The sequence below is a fragment of the uncultured Oscillibacter sp. genome (genome assembly GCF_910584465.1).
Classification (GTDB): Bacteria; Bacillota; Clostridia; order Oscillospirales; family Oscillospiraceae; genus Oscillibacter.
Genome location: NZ_CAJUBK010000038.1, coordinates 1 through 23,847, shown reverse-complemented (window position 1 = coordinate 23,847; position 23,847 = coordinate 1). Strand labels below are relative to the sequence as shown.

General features: G+C 67.8%; 23 protein-coding genes and 1 pseudogene. 23 read left to right on the top strand and 1 reads right to left on the bottom strand.

Annotated features, from left to right (window positions below; all coding sequences use genetic code 11):
• Positions 1–190: hypothetical protein (locus QZ332_RS09445; protein ID WP_295764665.1), on the bottom strand; the 190-nt coding region annotated here is incomplete at its 3' end.
• Positions 191–621: 431 nt separating this feature from the next.
• Between QZ332_RS09445 and QZ332_RS09440 the strand changes: the two genes are divergently transcribed.
• From QZ332_RS09440 to QZ332_RS09330, 23 genes and pseudogenes are all read left to right on the top strand, one after another.
• Positions 622–1,461, top strand: coding sequence for a DegV family protein (locus QZ332_RS09440; protein WP_295764667.1), 840 nt, complete (start codon positions 622–624; stop codon positions 1,459–1,461).
• Positions 1,462–1,792: 331 nt separating this feature from the next.
• Entirely contained in the window at positions 1,793–2,125 is a 333-nt protein-coding gene (locus tag QZ332_RS09435; protein WP_295764663.1) for a cell division protein ZapA, read from the top strand.
• A complete protein-coding gene (locus QZ332_RS09430; RefSeq protein ID WP_295764661.1) occupies positions 2,122–4,182 on the top strand; it encodes a U32 family peptidase in 2,061 nt (686 codons plus the stop codon). Before QZ332_RS09435 ends, QZ332_RS09430 begins: the two co-directional genes overlap by 4 nt.
• A 64-nt stretch (positions 4,183–4,246) precedes the next feature.
• The gene (locus QZ332_RS09425; RefSeq protein ID WP_295764659.1) at positions 4,247–4,684 is read left to right on the top strand and encodes a dUTP diphosphatase; all 438 of its coding nucleotides are present in this window, start codon (positions 4,247–4,249) and stop codon (positions 4,682–4,684) included.
• Positions 4,685–4,697: 13 nt separating this feature from the next.
• The gene (locus QZ332_RS09420) at positions 4,698–5,273 is read left to right on the top strand and encodes a nucleoside triphosphate pyrophosphatase (RefSeq protein WP_295764657.1); all 576 of its coding nucleotides are present in this window, start codon (positions 4,698–4,700) and stop codon (positions 5,271–5,273) included.
• 32 nt (positions 5,274–5,305) lie between these two features.
• A complete protein-coding gene (mreC, locus tag QZ332_RS09415) occupies positions 5,306–6,157 on the top strand; it encodes a rod shape-determining protein MreC (protein WP_295764655.1) in 852 nt (283 codons plus the stop codon).
• 12 nt (positions 6,158–6,169) lie between these two features.
• On the top strand, positions 6,170–6,682 hold the full coding sequence (locus QZ332_RS09410; RefSeq protein WP_295764654.1) for a hypothetical protein: 513 nt from the start codon (positions 6,170–6,172) through the stop codon (positions 6,680–6,682).
• A 72-nt stretch (positions 6,683–6,754) separates the two neighbouring features.
• Positions 6,755–8,941, top strand: coding sequence for a penicillin-binding transpeptidase domain-containing protein (locus QZ332_RS09405; protein WP_295764652.1), 2,187 nt, complete (start codon positions 6,755–6,757; stop codon positions 8,939–8,941).
• Between the two features lie 137 nt (positions 8,942–9,078).
• A complete protein-coding gene (locus QZ332_RS09400; RefSeq protein ID WP_295764650.1) occupies positions 9,079–10,944 on the top strand; it encodes a glycoside hydrolase family 13 protein in 1,866 nt (621 codons plus the stop codon).
• Positions 10,945–11,225: 281 nt separating this feature from the next.
• Positions 11,226–11,990, top strand: a complete 765-nt coding sequence (locus QZ332_RS09395) for a ParA family protein (RefSeq protein ID WP_295764648.1) — start codon at positions 11,226–11,228, stop codon at positions 11,988–11,990.
• A gap of 66 nt (positions 11,991–12,056) precedes the next feature.
• On the top strand, positions 12,057–12,953 hold the full coding sequence (locus QZ332_RS09390) for a ParB/RepB/Spo0J family partition protein (RefSeq protein WP_295764646.1): 897 nt from the start codon (positions 12,057–12,059) through the stop codon (positions 12,951–12,953).
• Positions 12,944–13,504: a hypothetical protein gene (locus tag QZ332_RS09385; protein WP_295764644.1), complete on the top strand. Its 561-nt coding sequence runs from the start codon at positions 12,944–12,946 to the stop codon at positions 13,502–13,504. The genes QZ332_RS09390 and QZ332_RS09385 overlap by 10 nt, the downstream gene beginning before the upstream one ends.
• A 139-nt stretch (positions 13,505–13,643) precedes the next feature.
• The gene (gene serS / locus QZ332_RS09380) at positions 13,644–14,951 is read left to right on the top strand and encodes a serine--tRNA ligase (protein WP_295764642.1); all 1,308 of its coding nucleotides are present in this window, start codon (positions 13,644–13,646) and stop codon (positions 14,949–14,951) included.
• A gap of 299 nt (positions 14,952–15,250) precedes the next feature.
• A complete protein-coding gene (gene mscL / locus QZ332_RS09375; protein ID WP_295764640.1) occupies positions 15,251–15,646 on the top strand; it encodes a large-conductance mechanosensitive channel protein MscL in 396 nt (131 codons plus the stop codon).
• Between the two features lie 8 nt (positions 15,647–15,654).
• Positions 15,655–16,341, top strand: a complete 687-nt coding sequence (rsmG, locus tag QZ332_RS09370) for a 16S rRNA (guanine(527)-N(7))-methyltransferase RsmG (RefSeq protein ID WP_295764638.1) — start codon at positions 15,655–15,657, stop codon at positions 16,339–16,341.
• Positions 16,342–16,385: 44 nt separating this feature from the next.
• Positions 16,386–17,132: a P-loop NTPase gene (locus QZ332_RS09365; RefSeq protein WP_295764636.1), complete on the top strand. Its 747-nt coding sequence runs from the start codon at positions 16,386–16,388 to the stop codon at positions 17,130–17,132.
• Between the two features lie 30 nt (positions 17,133–17,162).
• Positions 17,163–17,579, top strand: a complete 417-nt coding sequence (locus QZ332_RS09360) for a methylglyoxal synthase (RefSeq protein ID WP_295764633.1) — start codon at positions 17,163–17,165, stop codon at positions 17,577–17,579.
• Positions 17,580–18,008: 429 nt separating this feature from the next.
• Positions 18,009–19,364, top strand: a complete 1,356-nt coding sequence (hisS, locus tag QZ332_RS09355) for a histidine--tRNA ligase (RefSeq protein ID WP_295764632.1) — start codon at positions 18,009–18,011, stop codon at positions 19,362–19,364.
• Between the two features lie 7 nt (positions 19,365–19,371).
• Positions 19,372–19,890 carry a hypothetical protein gene (locus tag QZ332_RS09350; protein ID WP_295764630.1) on the top strand — a complete coding sequence of 173 codons (519 nt, stop codon included), beginning with the start codon at positions 19,372–19,374 and terminating at the stop codon, positions 19,888–19,890.
• 67 nt (positions 19,891–19,957) lie between these two features.
• Complete coding sequence (aspS, locus tag QZ332_RS09345; protein ID WP_295764628.1) at positions 19,958–21,751, top strand: aspartate--tRNA ligase; 1,794 nt, start codon at positions 19,958–19,960, stop codon at positions 21,749–21,751.
• Positions 21,748–22,407, top strand: a complete 660-nt coding sequence (locus tag QZ332_RS09340) for a YoaK family protein (protein ID WP_295764626.1) — start codon at positions 21,748–21,750, stop codon at positions 22,405–22,407. Before aspS ends, QZ332_RS09340 begins: the two co-directional genes overlap by 4 nt.
• Before the next feature lie 120 nt (positions 22,408–22,527).
• Entirely contained in the window at positions 22,528–23,112 is a 585-nt protein-coding gene (locus QZ332_RS09335; protein WP_295764624.1) for a sugar O-acetyltransferase, read from the top strand.
• 512 nt (positions 23,113–23,624) lie between these two features.
• Positions 23,625–23,847 (top strand): annotated as a pseudogene (locus QZ332_RS09330) (glycine--tRNA ligase); the annotation flags it as partial.

Here is a 23,847-nt window from a genome sequence, read left to right as displayed (position 1 = left end):
GGGTGACGGTGATGGACGTGCCGTGGCCCTCCCGGGCCTCGTCGATGGAGTTGGATAAGATCTCGAACACCGCGTGCTCGCAGCCGTCCAGGCCGTCGGAGCCGAAGATGACGCCGGGCCGTTTCCGCACCCGGTCCGCGCCCTTCAAGGCGGAGATGCTCTCGTTGCCGTAATCCTGTTTCTTTGCCATACTACCTCCAAGCCCGCCGGCGTCCGCCGGGGACAGCCGATCTTCCTGCGGGCTATTGTATCATAAGGATCCCCAAGGTTCAACCCCTTCCCGCCGCGGGGCGGCCCGGAAGGGACCTTTCCCGCCTTTTCCCGGCCCGCTCTGCCGTTTTTATGAAAAATGTTACTTTTGTTACTTTTCTCACGGCCGCGCCCCGCCCCCCGGACCCCTTCCGGGGCCAGAGTTTTTCACATTATCCACAGAGTTTTCAACATCGTTATGTCAACTGTGAACCGCCCGAAAAGATCCCGGGCCTCCCCCGCCGCCTCCAGGCGCCCCTCCGGCGGGGAAATTTCCCGGCGGATCCCCCTGTCCCGGGTTGACAAACGCGGGCGGATGCTGTATGATAACAGAAGACGTGATATCAAAAACCATATTGTGGGGTGTATCGTATGATCTGCAGCATCGTGAGCGACAGCAGCTGTGACCTGCGCATGAGTGAGTCCCAAGGCGGGAGCGTCCTGTTCGAGACGGTGCCCCTGCGGCTCCAGGTGGGCGAACGGGAGTTCATCGACAACGACGAGCTGGAGGTCCCTCAGCTCCTGGGGGCCATGGCCCAGGAGAAGGCCGCGGCCTCCACCGCCTGCCCCTCCCCGGCGGCCTTCGCCAAGGCGTTCGAGAAGGGCGACCGGACCGTCTGCTTCACCATCTCCGCCAACCTCTCCGGGACCTATAACGCGGCGGTGATGGGCCGGGACCTGGTCCTGGAGGATCACCCGGAGAAGGAGATCTGCGTCATCGACTCCAAGGCCACGGCGGGGGCCATGATCCTGCTGATCCGCCGGGCCAGGGAGCTGCTGGAGGCCGGCGGCGATTTCGAGGGGATCTGCGCCCAGCTGCGGCTGTATCAGGCGGCCCTGCGGACCTGCTTCACGCTGGAGAATTTCGACAACCTGATCAAGAACGGGCGGATGCGCCCCCTGGTGGGGACCCTGCTCCACTCCCTGGGGATCCACGTCATCGCGGACGCCACGCCCCAGGGGACCATCCACGTGGCGGGCAAGGCCCGGGGCGAGTCCAAGACCTATCAGACCATCACGGCCCTGATGAAGGACAGCAAAGACTGCACCGGGGCGGAGGTCATCCTCTGCCACTGCGAGAACCTGCCCGGGGCGCTGAAGCTCAAGGAGCAGATCCTGAAGGACCTGCCGGTGAAGAGCGTGGAGATCTTCCCCTGCCGGGGGCTGACCAGCTTCTATGCCATGGAGAAGGGGCTCATCATCGGGTATTGACCGCCGCCCAGGCCGTCGGGGGAGCGGCAGGGCCCCGCCGGAGGGGGGAGAGCGCGTCGTGAGAGGGACCCATCCTGGGTCCCTCTCCTTTTTCATCAGGCGTCCTCGGGCCCTCCCTGAGGGCCCCGAGGGCTTGCCCGGCCTGCCGAAAAGACCTCCCCGGCAGGCCGGGGCGAGCCCTCCCTCCGGCCATAGCGGGAAATGTTTGTAAATTTTTTAAGATCTTCCGAATTTCCTGTGGCGTCCCTCCGGATGGTATGTTATACTATACGCTGTTAAATTTCGCGGTCTATCGGGGAGGCCCCCTCCGCGGTCAAAGGAGGTCCCTTATATGGCGAACCGTGTGGTCGTCACCATCTGTGGGGAGGAGTACACCTTCGTGGCGGAGGAATCCGCCTCTTACATGCAAAAGGTCGGCGCTTACGTGGGCGACAAGATGGAGGAGGTCCTGGGCAGCACCCGCGCCGGCAAGACCGACGCCGCGGTCCTCACCGCCGTCAACATCGCCGACGAGCTCTTCAAGGCCCAGGCCGCCGCCGAGCAGCTCCGCCGCCAGATCAAGGGCTACCTGGACGAGGCCGGGAAGGCCCAGGGCCAGGTCAGCGAGCTGAAGCGGGAGATCGTCCGCCTCCAGCAGCGGCTGGACAGCCGGGGCTCTAAGTGAGGCCGGGCCTGCCGGAGCTGCTGGCCCCCGCCGGATCCCCGGAGGCCCTGCGGGCCGCCGTGGACAGCGGCGCGGACGCCGTCTACCTGGGCTGGGGCGGCTTCAACGCCCGCCGGGGCGCGCAGAACTTCTCGGAGGAGGAGTTCGCCGACGCCCTGGCCTACTGCCATGTCCGGGGCGTCCGGGCCTTCCTCACCCTGAACATCCTCCTCTCGGACCGGGAGCTCCCCGCCGCGCTGGAGGCCGCCCGGACCGCCTCCCGCCTCGGCGTGGACGCCGTGCTGGTCCAGGACTGGGGGCTGTTCGACCTGCTCCGCCATGCCCTGCCCGACCTGCCCCTCCATGCCAGCACCCAGATGAGCCTCTTCACCTCCGGCGGCGCGAACGAGATCGCCGCCGCCGGGTGCCGGCGGGTGGTCATCGCCCGGGAGTGCTCCAAGGAGGAGACGGCGGCGATCTGCCGGGCCTGTCCCGCCGAGATCGAGGCGTTCGTCCACGGGGCCCTGTGCATGTGCTACTCCGGCCAGTGCGCCATGAGCGCCCTGATCGGGGGCCGCTCCGGGAACCGGGGGCGCTGCGCCCAGCCCTGCCGCCTGCCCTATGGGATCGGCGGGCCCGCGCGGGACCAGCGGCCCCTGAGCCTCAAGGACAGCTGCCTGGCCGGCCGCCTCCGGGAGATGGCGGACATGGGCGTGGCCTGCCTGAAGATCGAGGGGCGGATGCGCCGCCCCGCCTACGTGGCCGCGGTCACCGGCGTCTATGCCCGCCTCCTGGAGGAGGGCCGGGCCCCCACCGCCCAGGAGCAGGACGTGCTGGAGCGGGCCTTCTCCCGCTCCGGCTTCACCGACGCCTATTGGCGGGGGCGGAAGGGCCCCGAGATGCTGGGCCACCGTCCGGAGGACGCCGCCCCTCCCGCCGCCGAGACCCCCCGCCTGGAGGAGCGGCGGGTCCCCGTCCGCCTGGCCTGCCGGGTCCGGGCGGGGGCCCCCTGCGCCCTGACGGCGGAGGACGGGGACGGCCGCAGCGTCACGGTCACCGGCCCCGTGCCGGAGCCCGCCGGGCGCCGGGCGCTGACGGCGGAGGACCTGTCCGCCCGCCTGTGCAAGACCGGGGGGACGCCCTACTACTGCGCCGGGGCGGAGGCCGCGGTGGATCCGGGGCTGTTCCTCCCCGCCGCCGCCATCAATGCCCTGCGCCGGGACGCCCTGGACGCCCTCAGCGCCGCCCGTTCCGCCCCGCCCAGTCGGCGGGAGCTGGAGCCCCCGCCCCTGCCGGGGATCGACTGCTCCGCGGCCGCGCCGCAGATCACGGTCTCCGTCGCCTCTGCCGCGCAGCTGACGGCGGGGCTTTTGGACCTCCGCCCGGCCAGGATCTATGTACCGCTGGAGGTCCTGGCGGACCTTACCTCCCTGCCGGAGGCGGGGGCGGAATGGTGCGCCGTCCTGCCGCGGGTCTGGCGCGACAAAGACGAGCCCCTGCTCCGCCGCTGGCTGGAGCGGGCCGCCTCCCTGGGCGCCGCCGGGGCGCTCCTGGGGAACCTGGGGCACTTCCCCCTGGTCCGGGGCATGGGCTTCCGGCTTTACGGGGACTATGGGCTCAACGTCTTCAACAGCCGCTCCCTGGCCTGGCTCCGGGAGGAGGGGCTGGCCTCCGCCTGCCTGTCCTTCGAGCTGCGCTATGCCCAGATCCGGGACATGAGGAAGATCCTCCCCGCCGAGGCCATCGTCTACGGCCGCCTGCCGCTGATGATCACGGAGAACTGCCTCATCCAAAACAGCGTGGGCTGCCGCTGCGGCCGGCCGAACGCCCTGACCGACCGCACCGGCGCGTCCTTCCCCCTCCTCCCCGCCTTCGGGCACCGGACGGAGGTGGAGAACAGCCGCCGCCTCTGGCTGGCGGACCGGCCGGACTACCGCTCGCTGGGGCTGGCCTTCGCCCGGCTCCGCTTCACGGTGGAGGACCCGGAGGAATGCGTCCGGGTCTGCCGCGCCTATCTGGAGGGGGCCCCGGCCCAGGGCCCGTTCACCCGGGGCCTCTATCAGCGGGGCGTGGAGTAGGCGGAGGACGGGCCGCTCGGCTTCGACGGCATGATACGATATACGACCGCACAGGAGTGATAGCATGAGAGAGACGAAAGAATTGAAAGTCAAATACCTGGCCGACGGCCTCGAGGAGCTGCGCTGCGTCCCCGGTTCCGACTGGGTGGATCTGCGCTGCGCCGAGGACGTGGAGCTGAAGGCCGGGGAGTCCCGCCTCATCCCCTTGGGCATCGCCGTGGCCCTGCCGGAGGGCTATGAGGCCCACGTGGTCCCCCGGAGCTCCACCTTCCGGAACTACGGGCTGCTCCAGGCCAACTCCATGGGGGTCGTCGACGGCTCCTACCGGGGCGACGGCGACCAGTGGCGCTGGCCCGTCTATGCCACGCGGGACGTGAAGATCGAGAAGAACGCCCGCCTCTGTCAGTTCCGCATCGTGGAGAACCAGCCCCCCCTGGTCTTCACCCGGGTGGAGCGGCTGGACGCCCCCGACCGGGGCGGCTTCGGCTCCACCGGCCGGTGAGGGGGCGCGGGACATGGCTCAGATCGTTCTGGCCTCCGGCTCCCCCCGCCGGCGGGAGCTTTTGGAGCGGATCGGCGTCACGGGGTTCCTGGTCCGGGTGCCGGACGTGGAGGAATCCTTCCCCGAGGGGCTGACGCCGCCCCAGGTGGTGTCCCACATCTCCCGCGAGAAGGCGGAGGCCGCCGCCAGGCTCTGCGGCCCGGAGGACATCGTCATCACCGCCGACACCATGGTCTTCCTGGACCAGCAGCGCCTGGGCAAGCCCCGGGACGAGGCCCACGCCCTGGAGATGCTGACGGCCCTCCAGGGGCGGGAGCACACCGTCTGCACCGGCGTCACCGTCCGCCAGGGCGCGCGCTCCTGCACGGAGTCGGAGTCCACCAAGGTCTTCTTCCGCCCCGCCTCCGAGGCGGAGCTCCGCAGCTACATCGCCACCGGCGAACCCATGGACAAGGCGGGCGCTTACGGCGTCCAGGGCCGGGGCGCGCTCCTGGTGGAGCGGCTGGAGGGCGACTTCTTCAACGTGATGGGCCTGCCGGTCCTGCGGCTGTCCCGGATGCTGGCCCGCTTCGGCGTGGTCCTGCTCTGAGGCGGCCCCCCTCCCATCTTCGAAGCTTTTAGGTGATCGGATTGAAAAATTTCCTGAAACAGCATGGGCTATGGGTGCTCTTCACCGCCGCCGTCCTGTCGGTCGCCCTGGCGGTGATGTCGGTGCTCAGCGTCGACTCCTCCCCCCTGGTGGACCTGGCGGGGGCCGTCGGTTCGCCCTTCCGGGCGGTCTATACCTCCGTCGCCGCGTGGTTCAACGACATGCAGAACTATTATAAGGATACCACGGACCTCCAGGCGGAGAACGAGGCCCTGAAGCGCCAGCTCGCCGAGATGGAGGAGGAGATCCGCCTGGCCCAGGCGGACCGGGAGGAGAACCGGCACTTCCGGGAGCTGATGAAGCTGACCCAGCAGCGCCGGGACCTCAGCGACGTCGAGGCCTGCATGATCACGGAGCACGCCGTCACCAACTGGACCTCCTCCCTGACGCTGAACAAGGGGACTTCCCTGGGCATCGAGGTGGGCGACTGCGTCATCGACGCCCGGGGCGCCCTGGTGGGCTTGGTCGACGAGGCGGGGACCAACTGGTCCACGGTGCTGACCCTGGTGGACACGGACACGTCCCTGGGCGCGCAGGTCTTCCGGACGAAGGACCTGGGCGTGGCCCAGGGGGACTTCGCCCTGATGCGGGAGGGGCGGCTGCGGCTGGACTACCTGCCGGCGGACTGCCACCTCCTGGCCGGGGACCTGGTGGTGACCTCCGGCCTGAACGGCTACCTCCCCTCCGGGCTGGTGATCGGCTCGGTGGAGGAGGTGCAGATGGACGACTCCGGTGCCTCGTCCTACGCCATCCTCGCCCCGGACGTGGACCTGGATCCCCTGACCGAGGTCTTCGTCATCAAATCCTTTGAGATCGTCACCTGAGGGGGAGGGCCTATGATCGCGAGGAACGAGACCATCTTCAAATGGTCCTTATACAGCGCCGTGACCGCCCTCTGCTTCCTTTTGCAGACGGGGCTCCTCCAGCGGCTGACGGTCTGGGGCGTCATCCCCTTCTTATACCCCCTCCTGGCGGTCATCCCCGCCACCTTCGAGGGGCCCCTGGCGGGGACCATCTTCTCCCTGGGCGTGGGCTTCCTCTGCGACTTGCTCCTGCCGGGGCCGATCCCCTGCCTGTTCACCCTGGTCTTCCCCCTGGCCGGCCTCTGCGCCGGGCTGCTGTCCCAGAGCTGGCTCCCCGCCGGCGTCCTCTGCTCCCTGGTCTCCTCCGCCGCCGCCTTCCTGCTCCTGGACGGGGCCCGCTGCCTCCTCCTCTGGATGATGGGCAAGGCCGCCTGGGAGGCCGGGGCCCTGGTGATGCTCCGGGAGTCCTGTGTCACCGCCCCCTTCCTCCTCCCCTTGACGATGCTCTACCGCGCCGTCTTCCGGAGGACCCATTTGGACGGCTGACCCCTCCCCCTTGGGAGGGGCCCGCGAAACTCCGGCCCCTCCCTTCGGAGCGGCCGTCACAGAAAGGACCCTATGGACCGCAAAGAAATGTCGAACGGCCGGCTCTACCTGCTGGCCGCGTTCCTGGCGGCGGTGCTGTGCGCCTATCTGTTCGTGCTCTTCGACGTCCAGATCGTCCACCATGAGGAGTACGCCGACCAGGCCATGCGCTCCATCCCGCGGATGGAGAAGGTGGAGGCGTCCCGGGGCATCATCACCGACCGCAACGGCAAGCCCTTGGTCAGCAACCGCTCCACCTACGACCTGACCTTCGACGCCGCCCTCCTCTCCCCGGACGACGACAGTAACGAGGCCATCCTCCGGCTGGTGCAGCTGTGCGAGAAGGAGGGCGTGGTTTGGACGGACGATCTCCCCATCTCCCGGCAGCCCCCCTACCGCTACACCGTGGACCAGATCCCCGGCGAGATGCGCGGCCGCTTCCTCACCTATCTGAAGAAGCCCGGCTCCGAGACCCGGGAGGCCCTGGGCGGCTACCTCATCCGCGACCCGGACGTCCTCTCCGTCCCGGAGCCCCAGCCGGAGGAGGGTGCCGAGCCCCCCGTCCTCTCGGAGCGGGAGCGGATCGACGCCCTGCTGGACCGGATGTGCGCCGACGACCTGACGGCGGAGCTGCTGGTGGACGCCGGGATCACCCCCTCCCGGCTGATGGACGTGATGCGCGAAGAGCTGGGGATCCCGGAGGCGTACACCCAGGCCCAGGCCCGGAAGGTCCTGGGCGTGCAGTACGAGCTCTCCATCCGCAAGCTGGACAACTACGACGCTTACGTCCTGGCGGAGGACATCGACACCGCCTTCATCTCCCTCCTCAGCGACGCCAACTGCTCCGGGGCGAAGGTCACCCTCTCCTCCGTCCGGGAATACGAGACCTCCAACGCCGCCCACATCCTGGGCTACGTGGGCAAGATCGCCAGCCCGGAGGAATACAGCATCCTGAAGGAGAAAGGCTATGGCTACGACGCCATGGTGGGCAAGGACGGCGCGGAGCTGGCCTTCGAGGACTATCTCCGGGGCAAGGACGGGCGGCGCATGGTCGCCACCAATGATGAAGGCAAGGTGACCGGGGAATACTACTCCGTGGAGCCGGAGCCCGGGAACCTGGTGGAGCTCACCATCGACCTGGACTTCCAGGCCCAGGTGGAGAGCTTCCTGGAGGACACCGTCGTCCGCCTCAACGCCGACGGCGACGAGAAGCGCGGCGCGGGCGCGGCGGTCATCCAGGTGGGCACCGGCGAGGTGCTGGCCCTGGCCTCCTACCCGTCCTACGACCTCTCCACCTTCCGCCTCACCGGCGAGGATTACGCCGCCGTCAGCGGCGATCCCCGAGCCCCCCTGTTCAACCGGGCGGCGGTGGGCAGCTATCCCCCCGGCTCCACCCTGAAGCCCTTCACCGCCATGGCGGCGCTCCTCAGAGGGGACGTGACCCTGGCGGAGAAGATCCGGGACACCGGCAAATGGGTCTATCCGAACGACCCGAACAGCTACAGCTGGTGCTGGAAGCATTCCGGCCACGGGAACCTGAACGTCACCGGGGCCATCACCAACTCCTGCAACTACTTCTTCTCGGAGCTGGGCTACCGCATGACGATGGACGGCCTCCGGGAATACCTGGTCAAGTTCGGCCTGGGGGAGAAGACCGGCATCGAGATCCCGGAGACCGCCGGGCTCCTGCCGGAGAACCCCCAGGGCCAGGACCAGGCCCCCTGGGCGGCCTACGGCCAGGGCAGCCAGCTCTACTCCCCCCTCCAGCTGGCCAACTATGTGGCGACCCTGGTCTCCGGCGGCAAGCACTGCCAGGCTCACCTTTTGAAGGCCGCCAAGGCATACGACAACTCCAGCGTGACCGCCGTGGGCAACACGGACCCCATCAACGACCTGGAGATCCCCGACGACTATCTCCAGGCGGTGAAGGAGGGCATGAAGGGCCTGGTGGAGGGCACCCTGGCCCCCTATTTCCGGAACTGCGCCGTCACCGCGGGCGCCAAGACCGGCACCTCCCAGGTGGGGGCCGACACCAAGAACCACGGCGTCTTCATCTGCTTCGCCCCCTATGACGACCCGGAGATCGCCGTGGCCATCGCCATCGAGCGGGCCGACGCCGGCGCGGCCCTGGCCTCCACCGCCGTCAACATCCTCAACGCCTACTTCACCCCCAAGGCGGACAGCTCCATCATCACCGGGGAGGGCCAGCTCCTGCCCTGACGATCGTTCCACGTGAAACATCCCCCCATCTCCGCGTCCGGAGGCCGGGCCCTGTCCCGGCCCTTCCCTGCGCTCCGGGAGTAAAGATCTGTCTCCCCCGTCTCCCCTCATTCCAACGAACAAGGAGATATCTCTGCATGAACGTACCTGCCGTTTTCGACTCCCGCGATCCCCGCTGCAAGCAGCCCTTCGGGGCCGTGGCCTGCGGGGAGGGCGTGTCCCTCACCTGCCGCCCCCTCTGCCGGGAGGGCTTCACCCACTGCTCCGTCATCCTCTGCCGGGAGTTCGCCGGCCACCAGATGGAGGTGGAGATGCCCCCCGCCGGCTTTTGGGAGGACCGGGCCTGCTTCTCCATCACCGTCCCCTCGTTCTATGAGCCGGAGCTGGTCTGGTACTGGTTCCGCTTCTGGCGGGACGACGGCACCGGGTGCTTCCTGGACAAGACCGGCTACCGCAGCGCGGGCGACCCCCAGCCCTGGCAGCTCACCGTCTATCAGGAGAGCCATACCCCCGCCTGGTTCGGCGAGGGCGTGACCTATCAGATCTTCCCGGACCGCTACTGCCGCCTGTCCATCCCGGACCCGGCGGGGATGATCGGGGACCGCTGGATCCACGGCGACTGGGAGGAGGATCCCGCCTGGAGGCCCGAGGGCGGCGAGATCAAGAACCGGGACTTCTTCGGCGGGTCCCTGGAGGGCGTCGCCGCCCACCTGGACGACCTGGCGGCCCTGGGCGTCGAGACCCTCTACTTCTGCCCGATCTTCGAGTCCGCCTCCAATCACCGCTACAACACGGCGGACTACACGAAGATCGACCCCCTGCTGGGGACGGAGGCGGACTTCCGGTCCCTCTGCGCCAGGGCCAAGGAGAAGGGGATCCGGGTGATCTTGGACGGCGTGTTCAACCACACCGGCTCCCAGAGCGTCTATTTCAACGCCGACGGCTTCTATCCCACCGTGGGCGCGGCCCAGAGCAAGGACAGCCCCTACTATGACTGGTTCTGCTTCAGCGAGTGGCCCTGGGCCTACGACTCCTGGTGGGGCATCAGCACCCTGCCCAACGTCCGGGAGGACTGCCCGGACTACGTGGACTATATCATCGAGGGCGAGGGCTCCGTGGTGAAGCGCTGGCTGCGGGCCGGGGCCTCCGGCTGGCGGCTGGACGTGGCCGACGAGCTGCCGGACGCTTTCATCGAGAAGCTCCGCGCCGCCGTGGAGGAGACGGACCCCGAGGCCCTGGTGCTGGGCGAGGTCTGGGAGGACGCCAGCAACAAGATCTCCTACTCCCAGCGCCGCCGCTACCTCCTGGGCAAAGAGCTCCACGGCGTGATGAACTACCCCTTCCGCACCGCCCTGCTGGGCTACCTCCTGGGCGGCGGCGCGGAGGGCTTCCGGGAGGCCATGGAGACGATCCGGGAGAACTACCCCCCCGCCGCCTTCTACTCCGCCATGAACTTCCTGGGGACCCACGACACCCCCCGGGTCCTGACCGTGCTGGGCGGGCGCCCCCTCCCTGAGGGCCGGGAGGCCCAGTCCACCTTCCACCTCTCCCCCGAGGAGCGGCAGACCGCCCGGATCCGCCTCCATCTGGCCGCGGCGGTCCTCTTCACCTTCCCCGGCTCCCCCATGATCTACTACGGCGACGAGGCCGGGATGGAGGGCGCGGCGGACCCCTTCAACCGGGGGAGCTACCCCTGGGGCCGGGAGGACCGGGAGATGCTGGACTGGTTCTCCACGCTGGGGCGGCTCCGGGCGGGGCGGCCCTCCCTCCGCCGGGGCGGCATCCGCTGGCTGGAGGCCCAGGGCCCCCTGCTGGCCTATGTCCGGGAGGTCCCCGGCGAGGCCACCTCCGTCCTGGTCAACGCCGGGGACGAGGCGCGGACCGTCCCCCTGCCGGAGGCGGAGCACCGCTGCCTCCTCAGCGGGACGGCGCACCCTGGCGGGGCGACGGTGGTCCCGCCCCATACCGTCCTCCTCCTTGGGAGGGAGGATCGTTCCACGTGAAACACAGCAGGAGGCCCGCCGGGGACGGCAGGCCTCCTGCTTCGTCTCATGCGGGCCCCATCTGCTGCCGTATTTTGCAAAAATTGTTGGATTTGACCTTGCAAGCCCCCTCCGGCCTTGCTATAATGGATATCATATATGGCCCTGGCGCGGCCGCGGGACGGCCGCGCCCGTTCCGCCGCCCGGCGGCGGGCCCCGTCCGCTCCCGGGGCGGAGAGCGGGCGGAAGTTCTTTTGGGCCCTCCCCGTCCCAAGGAGGGAGGGCAGAAGGTAGGTGCTTTTGTGGCAAAGATCATCGCAGTCGTCAATCAAAAGGGCGGCGTGGGGAAGACGACCACCTGCGTCAACCTGGCCGCCGCTTTGACAGAGGCGGACAAAAAGGTCCTCCTCTGTGATTTCGACCCCCAGGCCAACGCCACCTCCGGCATGGGCGTGGACAAGACGGTCTCCAAGGGGGTCTATTCCGCCCTGATCGAAGAGCTCCCCGCCGCCGAGGCGGTGTCCCGCACCCGCTATGGGGACGTGCTCCCCTCCAACAAGGCCCTGGCCGGCGCGGGCGTGGAGCTGATCGGCATGGAGGAGCGGGAGTTCCTCCTGCGGGGCGCGCTGGCCCCCCTGCGGGACGCCTACGACTTCATCCTCATCGACTGTCCGCCCTCCCTGGAGCTGCTGACCCTGAACGCGCTGTGCGCCGCGGACTCCATCCTGGTGCCGGTGCAGTGCGAGTACTTCGCCCTGGAGGGGCTCAGCGACCTGATGAACACCGTGCGGCTGGTGCGCCGCTCCCTGAACCCCTCGCTGGAGCTGGAGGGCGTGCTGCTGACCATGTTCGACGGGCGGACGAACCTGTCCCTCCAGGTGGCGGAGGAAGTGAAGCACTACTTCCCCGGCAAGGTCTACGCCACGGTCATCCCCCGGAACATCCGCCTCTCGGAGGCCCCCAGCCACGGCAAGCCCATCACCGCCTACGACCGGGCCTCCCGGGGGGCCGACGCCTACGCGGCCTTCGCCTCGGAGTTCCTCGCGTCCTCTCAGGGCGGGGCGTGAGCGGCGGGGACGTCCTGTACCGACACCGATATCCATAGAGCATCCCTTTGAAAGGAGCGTGTACTCGTGGCAAACAAAAAGCCCTCCGGTCTCGGCCGGGGCCTGGGCGCCCTGCTCGGCGACGACGTATTGAGACCTGAAGCGGCGGGGAACCTATATCTACCCATCTCTCAGGTGGAGAGCTGCTCCGCCCAGCCCCGGAAGCTCTTCGACGAGGCGGCGCTGGCCGAGCTGGCGGACTCCATCCGGGAGCACGGCGTCATCCAGCCCCTGACCGTGCGGAAGCTGTCCTCCGGCTATTACCAGATCGTGGCCGGGGAGCGCCGCTGGCGGGCCGCGCGGCTGGCGGGCCTCACCGAGATCCCCGCCGTGGTCATCGACGCCGACGACAAGAAGGCGGCGGAGCTGGCCCTGGTGGAGAACCTCCAGCGGGAGGACCTGAACCCCATGGAGGAGGCCGCCGGGTATCAGTCCCTCATCCAGACCTACCACATGACCCAGGAGGAGGCCGCCCAGCGGGTGGGCAAATCCCGGAGCGCCGTGGCGAACGCCATGCGCCTGCTGGGCCTCCAGCCCGCCGTCCGGGCGCTGGTGGAGGAGGGGACTCTCTCCGCCGGCCATGCCCGCACCCTGCTCCCCCTCTCCCCCGCCCTGCAGGAGAAGGCGGCGGCGACGGTGGTCCAGGGCCAGCTCTCCGTCCGGCAGACGGAGGCCCTGGTCAAGAAGCTGACGGCGGAGGCGGAGGACGAGGAGGCGCCGAAACGCGCCCCCCAGGAGGTGGATTACACCCTGGAGGCCCAGGTGTCCCTCAGTTCGAAGCTGGGCCGGGGCGTGCGGATCGTCACGGGCCGGAAGAAGGGCCGCATCGAACTGGACTACTATGGCGTGGACGACCTCAACGACCTGCTGGAGGCCCTGGAGACCTTGAAGACCCATCGGAAAGGACCGGAGGCATGGAATTGAAAAAGCGCAGCGACGGCGGGCCGGTCGAGCCCGCGGAGGACGCCCCCAGGGGGAAGAAGCCCGTCGTCGTCTATATCATGGTCCTGTTCATCGCGGCGTTCTTGCTGATGGCCTGGTCCTTCTTCTCCCACCAGCGCAGCAACACCGAGGCGCTGGGCCGGCTCCAGAGCTCCGTCACCGTCATGCAGGAGGTCCAGGAGCTCCAGGACCAGGTGATCGCCCTCCAGGAGCAGCTGGCGGAGTCGGAGGAGCAGATCGAGGAGCTGGAGCGCCAGGCCGAGCTCCGGGACAGCGAGATCGACGCCTATGGCCGGCAGTATATGGCCCTGGCCCGCCTCTATTCCCTGGAACGGCTCTACCGCCAGGAGGACCTGGAGGGCTGCCGGAAGGTCATCGACGGTATGGAGGCGGATGGTCTGACGGCCTGCCTCAGCGGCGATCTGACCCTTTCCGAGCAGGAGCTGGGCCTCGCCGTCTCCGCCTGGGACCGCTATCATCAGCTGAAGGAGGCCGTGGAGGCCCGGGAGGCGGAGGCCGGAGCGGCCGGCTGAGGCCGCGGGCCGGCGCTCACCGGCCGGTCCCGGCAGGACGGCCGCCGGCGAGGCGGCGCGCCGCCCGATCGTTCCACGTGGAACATCGTCTTAAGATCCTATCGATTATCGATCATATCTATGAAAGAAGGAGATCGTCATGCTCGACATCCGTTTCATCCGGGAAGAACCCGAGGCCGTGAAGGAGAACATCAAAAAGAAGTTCCAGGACAGCAAGCTCCCCCTGGTGGACGAGGTCATCGACCTGGACGCCAAGCGCCGCGCCGCCATCGCCGAGGCGGACCAGCTCCGCTCCAACCGCAACGCCCTCTCCAAGCAGATCGGCATGCTGATGGGCCAGGCGAAGAAGGACCCCGCCAAGCTCCAGGAGGCCGAGGCCGTCAAGGCCCAGGTCAAGGAGCAGGCCGACCGCCTGGCCGCGCTGGAGGAGCAGGAAAACGAGCTGGAGGCGGAGCTCCACAAGCGGATGCTCCTGATCCCCCAGATCATCGATCCCTCCGTCCCCATCGGCAAAGACGACAGCGAGAACGTGGAGGTCCAGCGCTTCGGCGAGGCCAAGGTCCCGGACTTCCCCATCCCCTATCACACGGAGATCATGGACTCCTTCGGCGGCATCGACCTGGACGCCGCCGGGCGGGTCTCCGGCAACGGGTTCTATTACCTCCTGGGGGACATCGCCCGGCTCCATGAGGCGGTGCTGGCCTATGGCCGGGACTTCATGATCGGCAAGGGCTTCACCTACTGCATCCCCCCCTTCATGATCCACGGCAACGTGGTCGAGGGCGTCATGAGCCAGACGGACATGGACGGCATGATGTACAAGATTGAGGGCGAGGACCTGTACCTCATCGGCACCAGCGAGCACTCCATGATCGGCCGCTTCATCGACCAGATCCTCCCCAATGAGAAGCTCCCCCAGACCCTGACCTCCTACTCCCCCTGCTTCCGCAAGGAGAAGGGCGCCCACGGCATCGAGGAGCGGGGCGTGTACCGCATCCACCAGTTCGAGAAGCAGGAGATGATCGTGGTCTGCAAGCCCGAGGAGTCCCCCATGTGGTACGAGAAGCTCTGGCAGTTCTCCGTGGAGCTGTTCCGCTCCCTGGACATCCCCGTGCGGCAGCTGGAGTGCTGCTCCGGCGATCTGGCGGACCTGAAGGTCAAGTCCTGCGACATCGAGGCGTGGTCCCCCCGGCAGCAGAAGTATTTCGAGGTCTGCTCCTGCTCCAACCTGGGCGACGCCCAGGCCCGGCGGCTCCGCATCCGCTACAAGGACGAGTCCGGCAAGACCCAGCTGTGCCACACCCTGAACAACACCTGCGTGGCCCCGCCCCGGATGCTGATCGCCTTCCTGGAGAACAACCTGCGCCCCGACGGCACCGTCGTCATCCCCGAGGTCCTGCGGCCCTACATGGGCGGGACGGAGGAATTGGTGCCCAAGGCGCGCTGAGGACGCGGCGGCGTGCACATATCCAGGACTAAAACCATGGGATAAGGCCAGTCATGGCCCTTTTCGGTCACTTTTCCTCGAAGGAAAAGATGACGGCCCGTCTGGAGCCGATAAAACGGCTCCCGGCGAAGAGGGGCACGCTGCCGCCATTTTTAACGGCTGTATCCCGGTCTGCGCCCCGTATCCCTTGCGCCGCAGGGGATACGGAGGGAGGCGTCCGGCGTCCCCGGCGTTCGGGGGCCCGGGACGCGCTCCGGCCCGCACCGGCAAATTCGATCGATAGGAAAGGGATCTGACCTATGGCAGGAAAAACCTCCGGCTTCTTCTCCGAGTTCAAGACCTTCATCGCCCGGGGCAACGTGATGGACATGGCCGTCGGCGTCATCATCGGCGGGGCCTTCTCCAACATCACGACCTCTTTGATCAACGACATCGTCATGCCCATCCTGGGCATCTTCACCGACAGCGTCTCCTTCGCGGAGCTGACGGTGGGCATCGGGCCCGCCGTCATCACCTACGGCAACTTCATCCAGGCCGTCTTGAACTTCCTCATCATGGCCTTCGTGGTCTTCTGTTTGGTGAAGGCCATCAACTCCCTCCACAAAAAGAAGGAGGAGGCCCCTCCCCCGCCGCCGGGCCCCTCGGCCGAGGAGCGGCTGCTGACGGAGATCCGGGACCTGCTGAAAGAGCGATGATGGAGGCCATGCTCCAAGAGGGCCTGGCCCAGCTGGGGCTCCCCACGGACGGCGTCCCCGATCTGATCCGCTACGCCGGGCTGCTGGCGGAGTGGAACGAGGTCATGGACCTCACGGCCATCACGGACCCGGCGGACGTGGTCCGGCTCCACTTCCTGGACAGCGCCGCCCTGCTGAGCCTGGAGGACTTCCGGGGGAAGCGCGTCGTGGACGTGGGCACCGGCGCGGGCTTCCCCGGCCTCCCGCTGCGGATCTTGGAGCCCTCCGTCCGGCTGACCCTGCTGGACGCCCAGAACAAGCGGGTGAACTTCCTCCGGGAGGTCTGCCGGACACTGGCCTTGGAGGACGTGGAGTGCGTCCACGGCCGGGCGGAGGAGTTCGCCCGGGGACGGCGGGGGGCCTTCGACCTGGCGGTGAGCCGGGCCGTGGCCTACCTGCCGGTGCTGGCGGAGCTGTGCCTGCCCCTGGTCAAGGTGGGCGGCAGGTTCCTCGCCATGAAATCCGTGGGGTCCGACGAGGAGCTGGAGGCCGCGGGACACGCCGTGGCCCTCCTGGGCGGGCAGATGGAGGAGCCCCGGGATTACCGGATCCCCGGCACCGGGATATGCCACCGGCTGGTGGTCGTGACGAAGACCGCGCAGACGCCGGCAAAGTATCCCAGGGCCTTCGCGAAGATCAAGAAAGATCCGCTGTGACAGGGGGGATCCCCCCTGAGGCGGATCGGGAAGGGGCGCGTCCTATGGCAGGGCAATGTATCGCCGTGGTCTCCGGCAAGGGGGGCACGGGAAAGACCTCGTTCACCGCGGGGGTGGGCTCCGCCCTGGCCCAGTCCGGGCGGAGGGTGCTGTGCATCGACTGCGACGTGGCCCTGCGGAACCTGGACCTGGCCCTGGGCCTGACGGACCGGGCGCTGATGGACTTCACCGACGTGGCCCAGGGGCGCTGCCCGCTGGAGACGGCGGCGGTGGAGCACCCGGACATCCCCGGGCTGTTCCTGCTGACGGCCCCCGTCCGCAGCCGGGGCCGCCCGGTGACGGAGGAGCAGATGGCCGCCATGCTGGACCAGGCCCGGGAGCACTACGACCACTGCTTCCTGGACGCGCCGGCGGGGCTGGATGCCGGCTTCCGCCTGGCCACCTGCGGGGCGGACCGGGCCGTGGTGGTCGCCACGGCGGACGCCTCCTCCCTGCGGGACGCCCAGCACACGGTGATGGAGCTCCACCGCTTCCCCACGGGACGGCTCCACCTGGCGGTGAACCGGGTGCGCAGGAAGATGCTGCGCAGCATGCACGCCACTATCGACGACGCCATCGACCGGGCCGGCCTGCCCCTCATCGGCGTCATCCCGGAGGACGACGCCCTGCCCCTCTATCTGAACAAGGGCGTCCCCCTGCTGCTGGGCAGCAGCCAAGGCGCGGCGGCGGCCTACCGCAACATCGCCAGGCGGCTGGAGGGACAGCGGGTCCCCCTGCTGCGGATCCGATAGATACCTGACTTTTCTGGAAAGGAGCACGATATGAACATCGCTCTGATGGCCCACGACAACAAAAAGGAACTGATGGTCCAATTCTGCACCGCTTATGCCGGGATCCTGGCCCGGCACCAGCTCTACGCCACCAACACCACCGGCCACATGATCGCCGACGCCACGGGCCTGGACGTCCACTGCTTCCTGACCTACGCCCACGGCGGCAGCCAGCAGATCGGCGCCCGCATCTCCTACAACGAGTTCGACATGGTGCTGTTCTTCAACGACCCCGCCAACGAGGCCCGGGCCGACGACATCTCCTATATCTCCCGGCTCTGCGACCAGAACCGCGTGCCCTTCGCCAGCAACATCGCCACGGCGGAGATGCTGGTCCTGGGGCTCTCCCGGGGCGACCTGGATTGGCGGCTCATCGTGAACCCCTCCTCCTCCCGCCCCCTGGCCTAGGCCCTCCCGCCGGAGGAGGCGGAGGATCGGGCGCGTCCCGGCCCCGGCGGCGGGCCGGAGCGGCGGCGTGCCTTGTATCCGTGCGCCCATTTGGGCCTGAGCGCTTGACATCCGCGGGGAAAGCGCATATAATCACAGGCATCGGACCGCGACGATGCCGCAGCAGTACTCCGAACGCCGACCCGCAGAGAGGGGCCCATCCGCTGAGAGGGCCCCGTTCGGCCCGGACGAAGGACAGCGGCGGAGCGGGGGCGGAAACGTCCACGGCCCCTCCCCGTAACAGGAGGCAAAAGGAGGCGCGAGCCTTGAATTTGGGTGGCACCACGAAGCGATGAGCGCTATCGTCCCAAAGCGGTTTGGGGAGATGGCGCTCTTTTTGGGCCCCTCCTCCCGGACCTCAAACATCTCGATGAGAAAAGGAGCAGTATCATGGCGAAACAGACCCCCCGTACCCTCTCCGGCTTCATGGAGCTCCTCCCCGCCCCCCAGCAGCAGATGGAGCGCATCATGGACATCCTGCGCAGGACCTACCGCCTCTATGGCTTCACCCCCCTGGACACCCCCGTCCTGGAGGCCAGCGAGGTCCTGCTGGCCAAGGGCGGCGGCGAGACGGAGAAGCAGATCTACCGCTTCCAGAAGGGCGATACGGACCTCTCCCTCCGCTTCGACCTGACCGTCCCCCTGGCGAAATACGTGGCCCTGCACTACAACGACCTCACCTTCCCCTTCCGCCGCTTCCAGATCGGCAAGGTCTACCGGGGCGAGCGGGCCCAGCGGGGCCGCTTCCGGGAGTTCTACCAGGCGGACATCGACGTCATCGGGGACGGGAAGCTGTCCATCCTCAACGAGGCGGAGATCCCCGCCATCATCTACCGGACCTTCACCGCCCTGGGGCTCCGGCGCTTCCGCATCCGGGTGAACGACCGCAAGATCCTCAACGGCTTCTACGCCTCCCTGGGCCTCACGGAGAAGGCCGGGGACATCATGCGGACGGTGGACAAGCTGGAGAAGATCGGCGCCGGGAAGGTCCAGGACATCCTGACCGGGGACCTGGGCCTCAGCGCGGAGCAGGCCCGGGAGATCGTGGGCTTCCTCTCCACCGGCGGCAGCACGGAGGAGATCCTCTCCGCCCTGGAGCAGCGGCGGGGCCGGGACCCCGTGTTCGACGAGGGGCTGGACGAGCTGGAGACCGTGGTGCGGTACCTCTCCGACTTCGGCGTGCCGGCGGAGAACTTCGCCGTGGACCTGTCCATCGCCCGGGGGCTGGACTACTACACCGGGACCGTCTATGAGACGGTGCTGCTGGACCACCCGGAGATCGGGTCCGTCTGCTCCGGCGGGCGGTACGACGACCTGGCGGGATATTATACGGACAAACGGCTCCCCGGCGTGGGGATCTCCATCGGGCTGACCCGGCTGTTCTACGTCCTGGGGGAACAGGGCATGCTGAACATGGAGCTGAACACGGCCCCGGCGGACGTGCTGATCCTGCCCATGACGGAGGACCTCTCCCCCGCCATCGCCTTCGCCACGGAGCTCCGGGACAACGGCATCCGGGCCCAGCTCCACTGCGAGGAGAAGAAGTTCAAGCAGAAGATCTCCTACGCGGACAAGCTGGGGATCCCCTATGTGGTGTTCCTGGGCGAAGACGAGATCGGCGCCGGGGTGGTGGCCTGCAAGGACATGGCCACCGGGGAGCAGACGAAGCTGGACCCCAAGGCGACCATCTACCGCATCAAGGCGGGGCTGGACGCCAAGGACCAGGGAAGCGTCATCCGGGAGTGACGAAGCCATGAAGGAATTTCTGCGGGAGCACCGCAAGGCCCTCCGCTGGGGGCTGCTGGCCCTGCTGATTCTCTGGGCCGTGTGGTACGCCCGGCCGCTGGACTTCTACGACCTGATGGGCGGCGAGGCGCCAGCGTATCTGGTCATCTCCGTCTTCCCTCAGTCCGGCTTCCCCAGGGTGGTCCACGGAGAGCTGTCCCTGGCCGCCGGAGAGCCGGAGATGGACGCCGTGCTGGAGCGGCTGGAGAAACTCCGGTTCCACCGGAACCCGCTGGAGGTGGTCCTGCGCTTCCTCCCCCAGGGGGACCGGATCACCGAGCTGGACCCGGAAAAGGACTATCAGATCGACCTCTACGCCTATGACGGGCAGGACCAGCCCCTCTGGATGCTCCGGTTCCATATCAACGGCTGGTGGCGGGGCTTCGGGCGGGAGCTGCCCCTCTATGTCTTCCAGGGCCAGGAGAAAGGCCGGGAATTGGGGGCCTTCCTGTGGGAAATGTCCCAATCTGCCGATTCCAATTCGTAGTTATTCTGCTTTAATATACAATTCATATTCACATCCCCCCTACTTTATCGGAAAGGAAGCCAACACTATGACACAGAACCGCACGCATACATGCGGAGAACTCCGCATCGCCGACGCCGGAAAGCAGGTCAAGCTCTCCGGCTGGATGGAGAACATCCGCGTCGTCAGCGCAGGGCTGGCCTTCGTCGTCCTCCGGGACTTCTACGGCACCACCCAGATCGTCGCCGAGACCGAGGAGATGGTCGACACCTTCAAGGCGATCAACAAAGAGTCCACCATCTCCGTGGAGGGGACCGTCCGGGAGCGGGACAGCAAGAACCCCAAGCTCCCCACCGGCGACATCGAGATCGTCCCCGGGAAGGTGGAGGTCCTGGGCCGCTGCCGGCACAACGAGCTGCCCTTCCAGATCAACCGCAGCCGGGAGGCCGACGAGGCCCAGCGGCTCAAGTACCGCTATCTGGACCTGCGGGACCCGGCGGTGAAGGACAACATCGTCCTGCGCTGCCAGGTGGTCTCCGCCATCCGCAAGGCCATGGAGGACCACGGGTTCTTGGAGATCACCACGCCGATCCTGACCGCCTCCTCCCCCGAGGGGGCCCGGGACTACCTGGTCCCCGCCCGGAACCACCCCGGCAAGTTCTACGCCCTGCCCCAGGCCCCCCAGCAGTTCAAGCAGATCCTCATGACCTCCGGCTTCGACCGCTACTTCCAGATCGCCCCCTGCTTCCGGGACGAGGACGCCCGGGCGGACCGCTCCCCCGGGGAGTTCTACCAGCTGGACATGGAGATGGCCTTCGCCTCCAAGGAGGACGTGTTCGCCGTCATCGAGGACGTGCTGCCCCCCATCTTCGCCAAGTACGGCAAGTACGGCCGGGCCAGCGGCGCGCCCTTCCAGCGCATCACCTATACCGAGGCCATGGAGACCTTCGGCACCGACAAGCCGGACCTGCGCATCGACCTGCGGGTGAAGGACGCGCCCGGCGCCCTCTACGGCTGCGGGTTCCCGCCCTTCGACCCGGCGCAGGCCCCCGAGCCCCTGACCATCAAGGCCGTGGTGGTCGGCGATTTCCACGAGACCCGGAAGTCCATCGACAAGGCCCTGGCGGAGGTGGAGGTCATCTCCGGCGGCAAGCCCTACTGGTTCCGCCTGGACGAGAAGGGCGAGGTCGTGGGCGGCATCGCCAAGTTCGTCCAGCCCATCAAAGACGAGGTCGTCTCCGCCCTGGACCTGAAGCCCAATGACTTCGTGGCCCTCTCCGCCGGCAGCCTGAACGCCGCCCAGAAGACGGCGGGCGTCCTGATCAAGACCCTGGGCGCAGCGGTGCCGGGGCACATGGACAAGGAACAGTACGCTTTCTGCTGGATCGTGGACTTCCCCATGTACGAGATCGGCGAGGAGTCCGGCGAACTGGAGTTCTGCCACAACCCCTTCTCCATGCCCAACGGCGGTATCGAGCCCCTCCTCCTGGCGGAACAGGGGAAGATCGACCCCCTGACCATCAAGGCGGACCAGTACGACCTGGTGTGCAACGGCGTGGAGCTGAGCTCCGGTGCGGTGCGCAACCATGACCCGGAGATCATGGTGAAAGCCTTCGAGCTGGTGCGGCTGGGTGAGGAGGACGTGAAGGCCAAGTTCCCCGCCATGTACAACGCCTTCACCTACGGCGCGCCGCCCCACGCAGGCATCGCCCCCGGCGTGGACCGGATGGTGATGCTCCTGGCCGGGGAGGACTCCATCCGGGAGATCATCCCCTTCCCCATGAACAAGAACGCGCAGGACCCGATGATGGGCGCGCCCAGCGAGGTGACGAAGAAACAGCTGGACGAGCTGCACATCGCTCTGGCGGAGCCGGAGGGATGACGGAGGTCCGGGCCCATCACGCCATGGCGGCGGTAGGCGGCTTCTTCGGCGTGTACGCCCTGCTGACCCGGGGCGGGACCTTCGGCTCCTCCGAGACCTCCAACCTCCTCTATCTGGTGGTGTCCGGCCTGGACGGGACCTGGGGCCCCGCCCTGATCCGGCTGGGAGGGACGGCGTGCTATACCGCCGGGATCGTTTTGGCGGTGCTGCTGCGGCGGGCCGGGCACATGGCCCGGCTCCGCTGGGGGGCCATCGGCCTCGATCTGGCCGCCTGCCTGGGGCTGGCCCGGATCCCGGCGGAGACGGACCCCATCCTGGCCCTCTACCCCATGTTCTTCGCCACGGCGGTGCAGTGGGTGGCCTACAGCCAGGCCGCCGGGTACACCTGCGCCACCATCTTCTCCACCAACAACCTCCGCCAGTTCACGGAGGGGGCCACGGAATACCTCTGCGGCCGGGACCCGGAGCAGCTGCGGAAGCTGAGGTTCTATGGCGGGACCCTGCTGTGCTTCCATCTGGGGGCGGCCTGGGGCTGGTGGTGCGTGGGCCGGTGGGGCATCCCGGGGATCTATGGGTGCCTGCCGCTGCTGGTCCTCCCGGCGGTGTCCCAGCTGCCGGGAAGGAGGAGGGATCTCGTCCGCCAGCAGGGCCGGTGACAGGGAGAACGGGCCGCCAGGGCCGGCGGCCCCGGCGGAGCCGCCGCGGGAGGGCGTATCCCGGAGCGGCCGGGCCCGGTCCCACGCGGACGCGGGCCGCTATCTTTCAGGAGGGATATCATGACGGAACGAGAAAAGATGCTGGCAGGGCTCCTTTATGACTGCGGGGACGCTGAACTGCTGGCGCGGTGGCACAAGGCGAAAGACCTGGTCCGGGATTACAACCGGACGGATTCTGCCGACACGGCGGCGAAAGAGCGCATCCTGGACGAACTGCTGGGCGGGAGGGGGAAGGATCTTTGGATCACGGCCCCTTTCTATGTCGATTACGGGGAGAACATCTATTTTGGGGACGGCTGCGAAGTAAACATGAACTGCACGTTTTTGGACGATAACAAGATCGTGATCGGCGATCATGCCCTGATCGCGCCGAACGTCCAGATATATACCGCCTTCCATCCCACCAATGCCCTCGAGCGGTTCGGGGATCCCCGGGGAGACGGGACGTTCGCGTTCTGCAGGACGCAGACCGCCCCGGTGACGATCGGAGACCATGTCTGGATAGGCGGCGGGGCCATCCTCATGCCCGGGGTGACGATCGGGGACAATGTCGTGATCGGGGCAGGGAGCATCGTCACGAAAGATATCCCCGACAACTCGATCGCCTTCGGCGCTCCCTGCCGGGTGGTGCGGCAGAACACTTGACCCGTCTGGAACGGGGAACCCTCCCGGATGCGGCGGCTCCCCGTTCGGGCACCGCGGCGGAAGATCCGGCCGCACCGGCGGGGAGGGCGGTGACGGGCTCCGCGGGGACAGGCGGCGGCGGGGCCACGGGAGCGGGGACGCGGACCAGGGGCATGGGATGCCCGGCGGGACGATCCCCGGACGCCCCCGGCCAAAGCCTGCCCTTGACGATCCCGGGAAAATGTGATACAGTGACGAAAGTCCAAAGGCCATGAAGGGGAGGAGCCTCCCCCATCCCGGCAAAGAGAGAGGGCGGACGGTGCGAGCCCTCCCGGGAGGGGAAGCGCTTGGCGCCCCTTCCCGCGCCGCGGGGAGGCAATGCCCCGCCGGTCCCCCGCCGTTACCGGGCAGAGCGCTCCCCGCTCCCGGGGGGAATTCAGGTGGGACCACGGACGGTCGACGTTCGCCCTGAGCCATCCCAGGCTCGGGGCGTTTTCCTTTATCTATCATTTATCATAAGGAGTGTAGCCACGATGAAAAACACCGAGAAGACCATGGAGAAGATCGTCGCCCTGTGCAAGGGCCGGGGCTTCGTCTTCCCCGGCAGCGAGATCTACGGCGGCCTCGCCAACAGCTGGGACTACGGCCCCCTGGGCGTGGAGCTCAAAAACAACGTCAAGCGCGCCTGGTGGAAGAAGTTCGTCCAGGAGAACCCCTACAACGTGGGGCTGGACGCCGCCATCCTCATGAACCCCC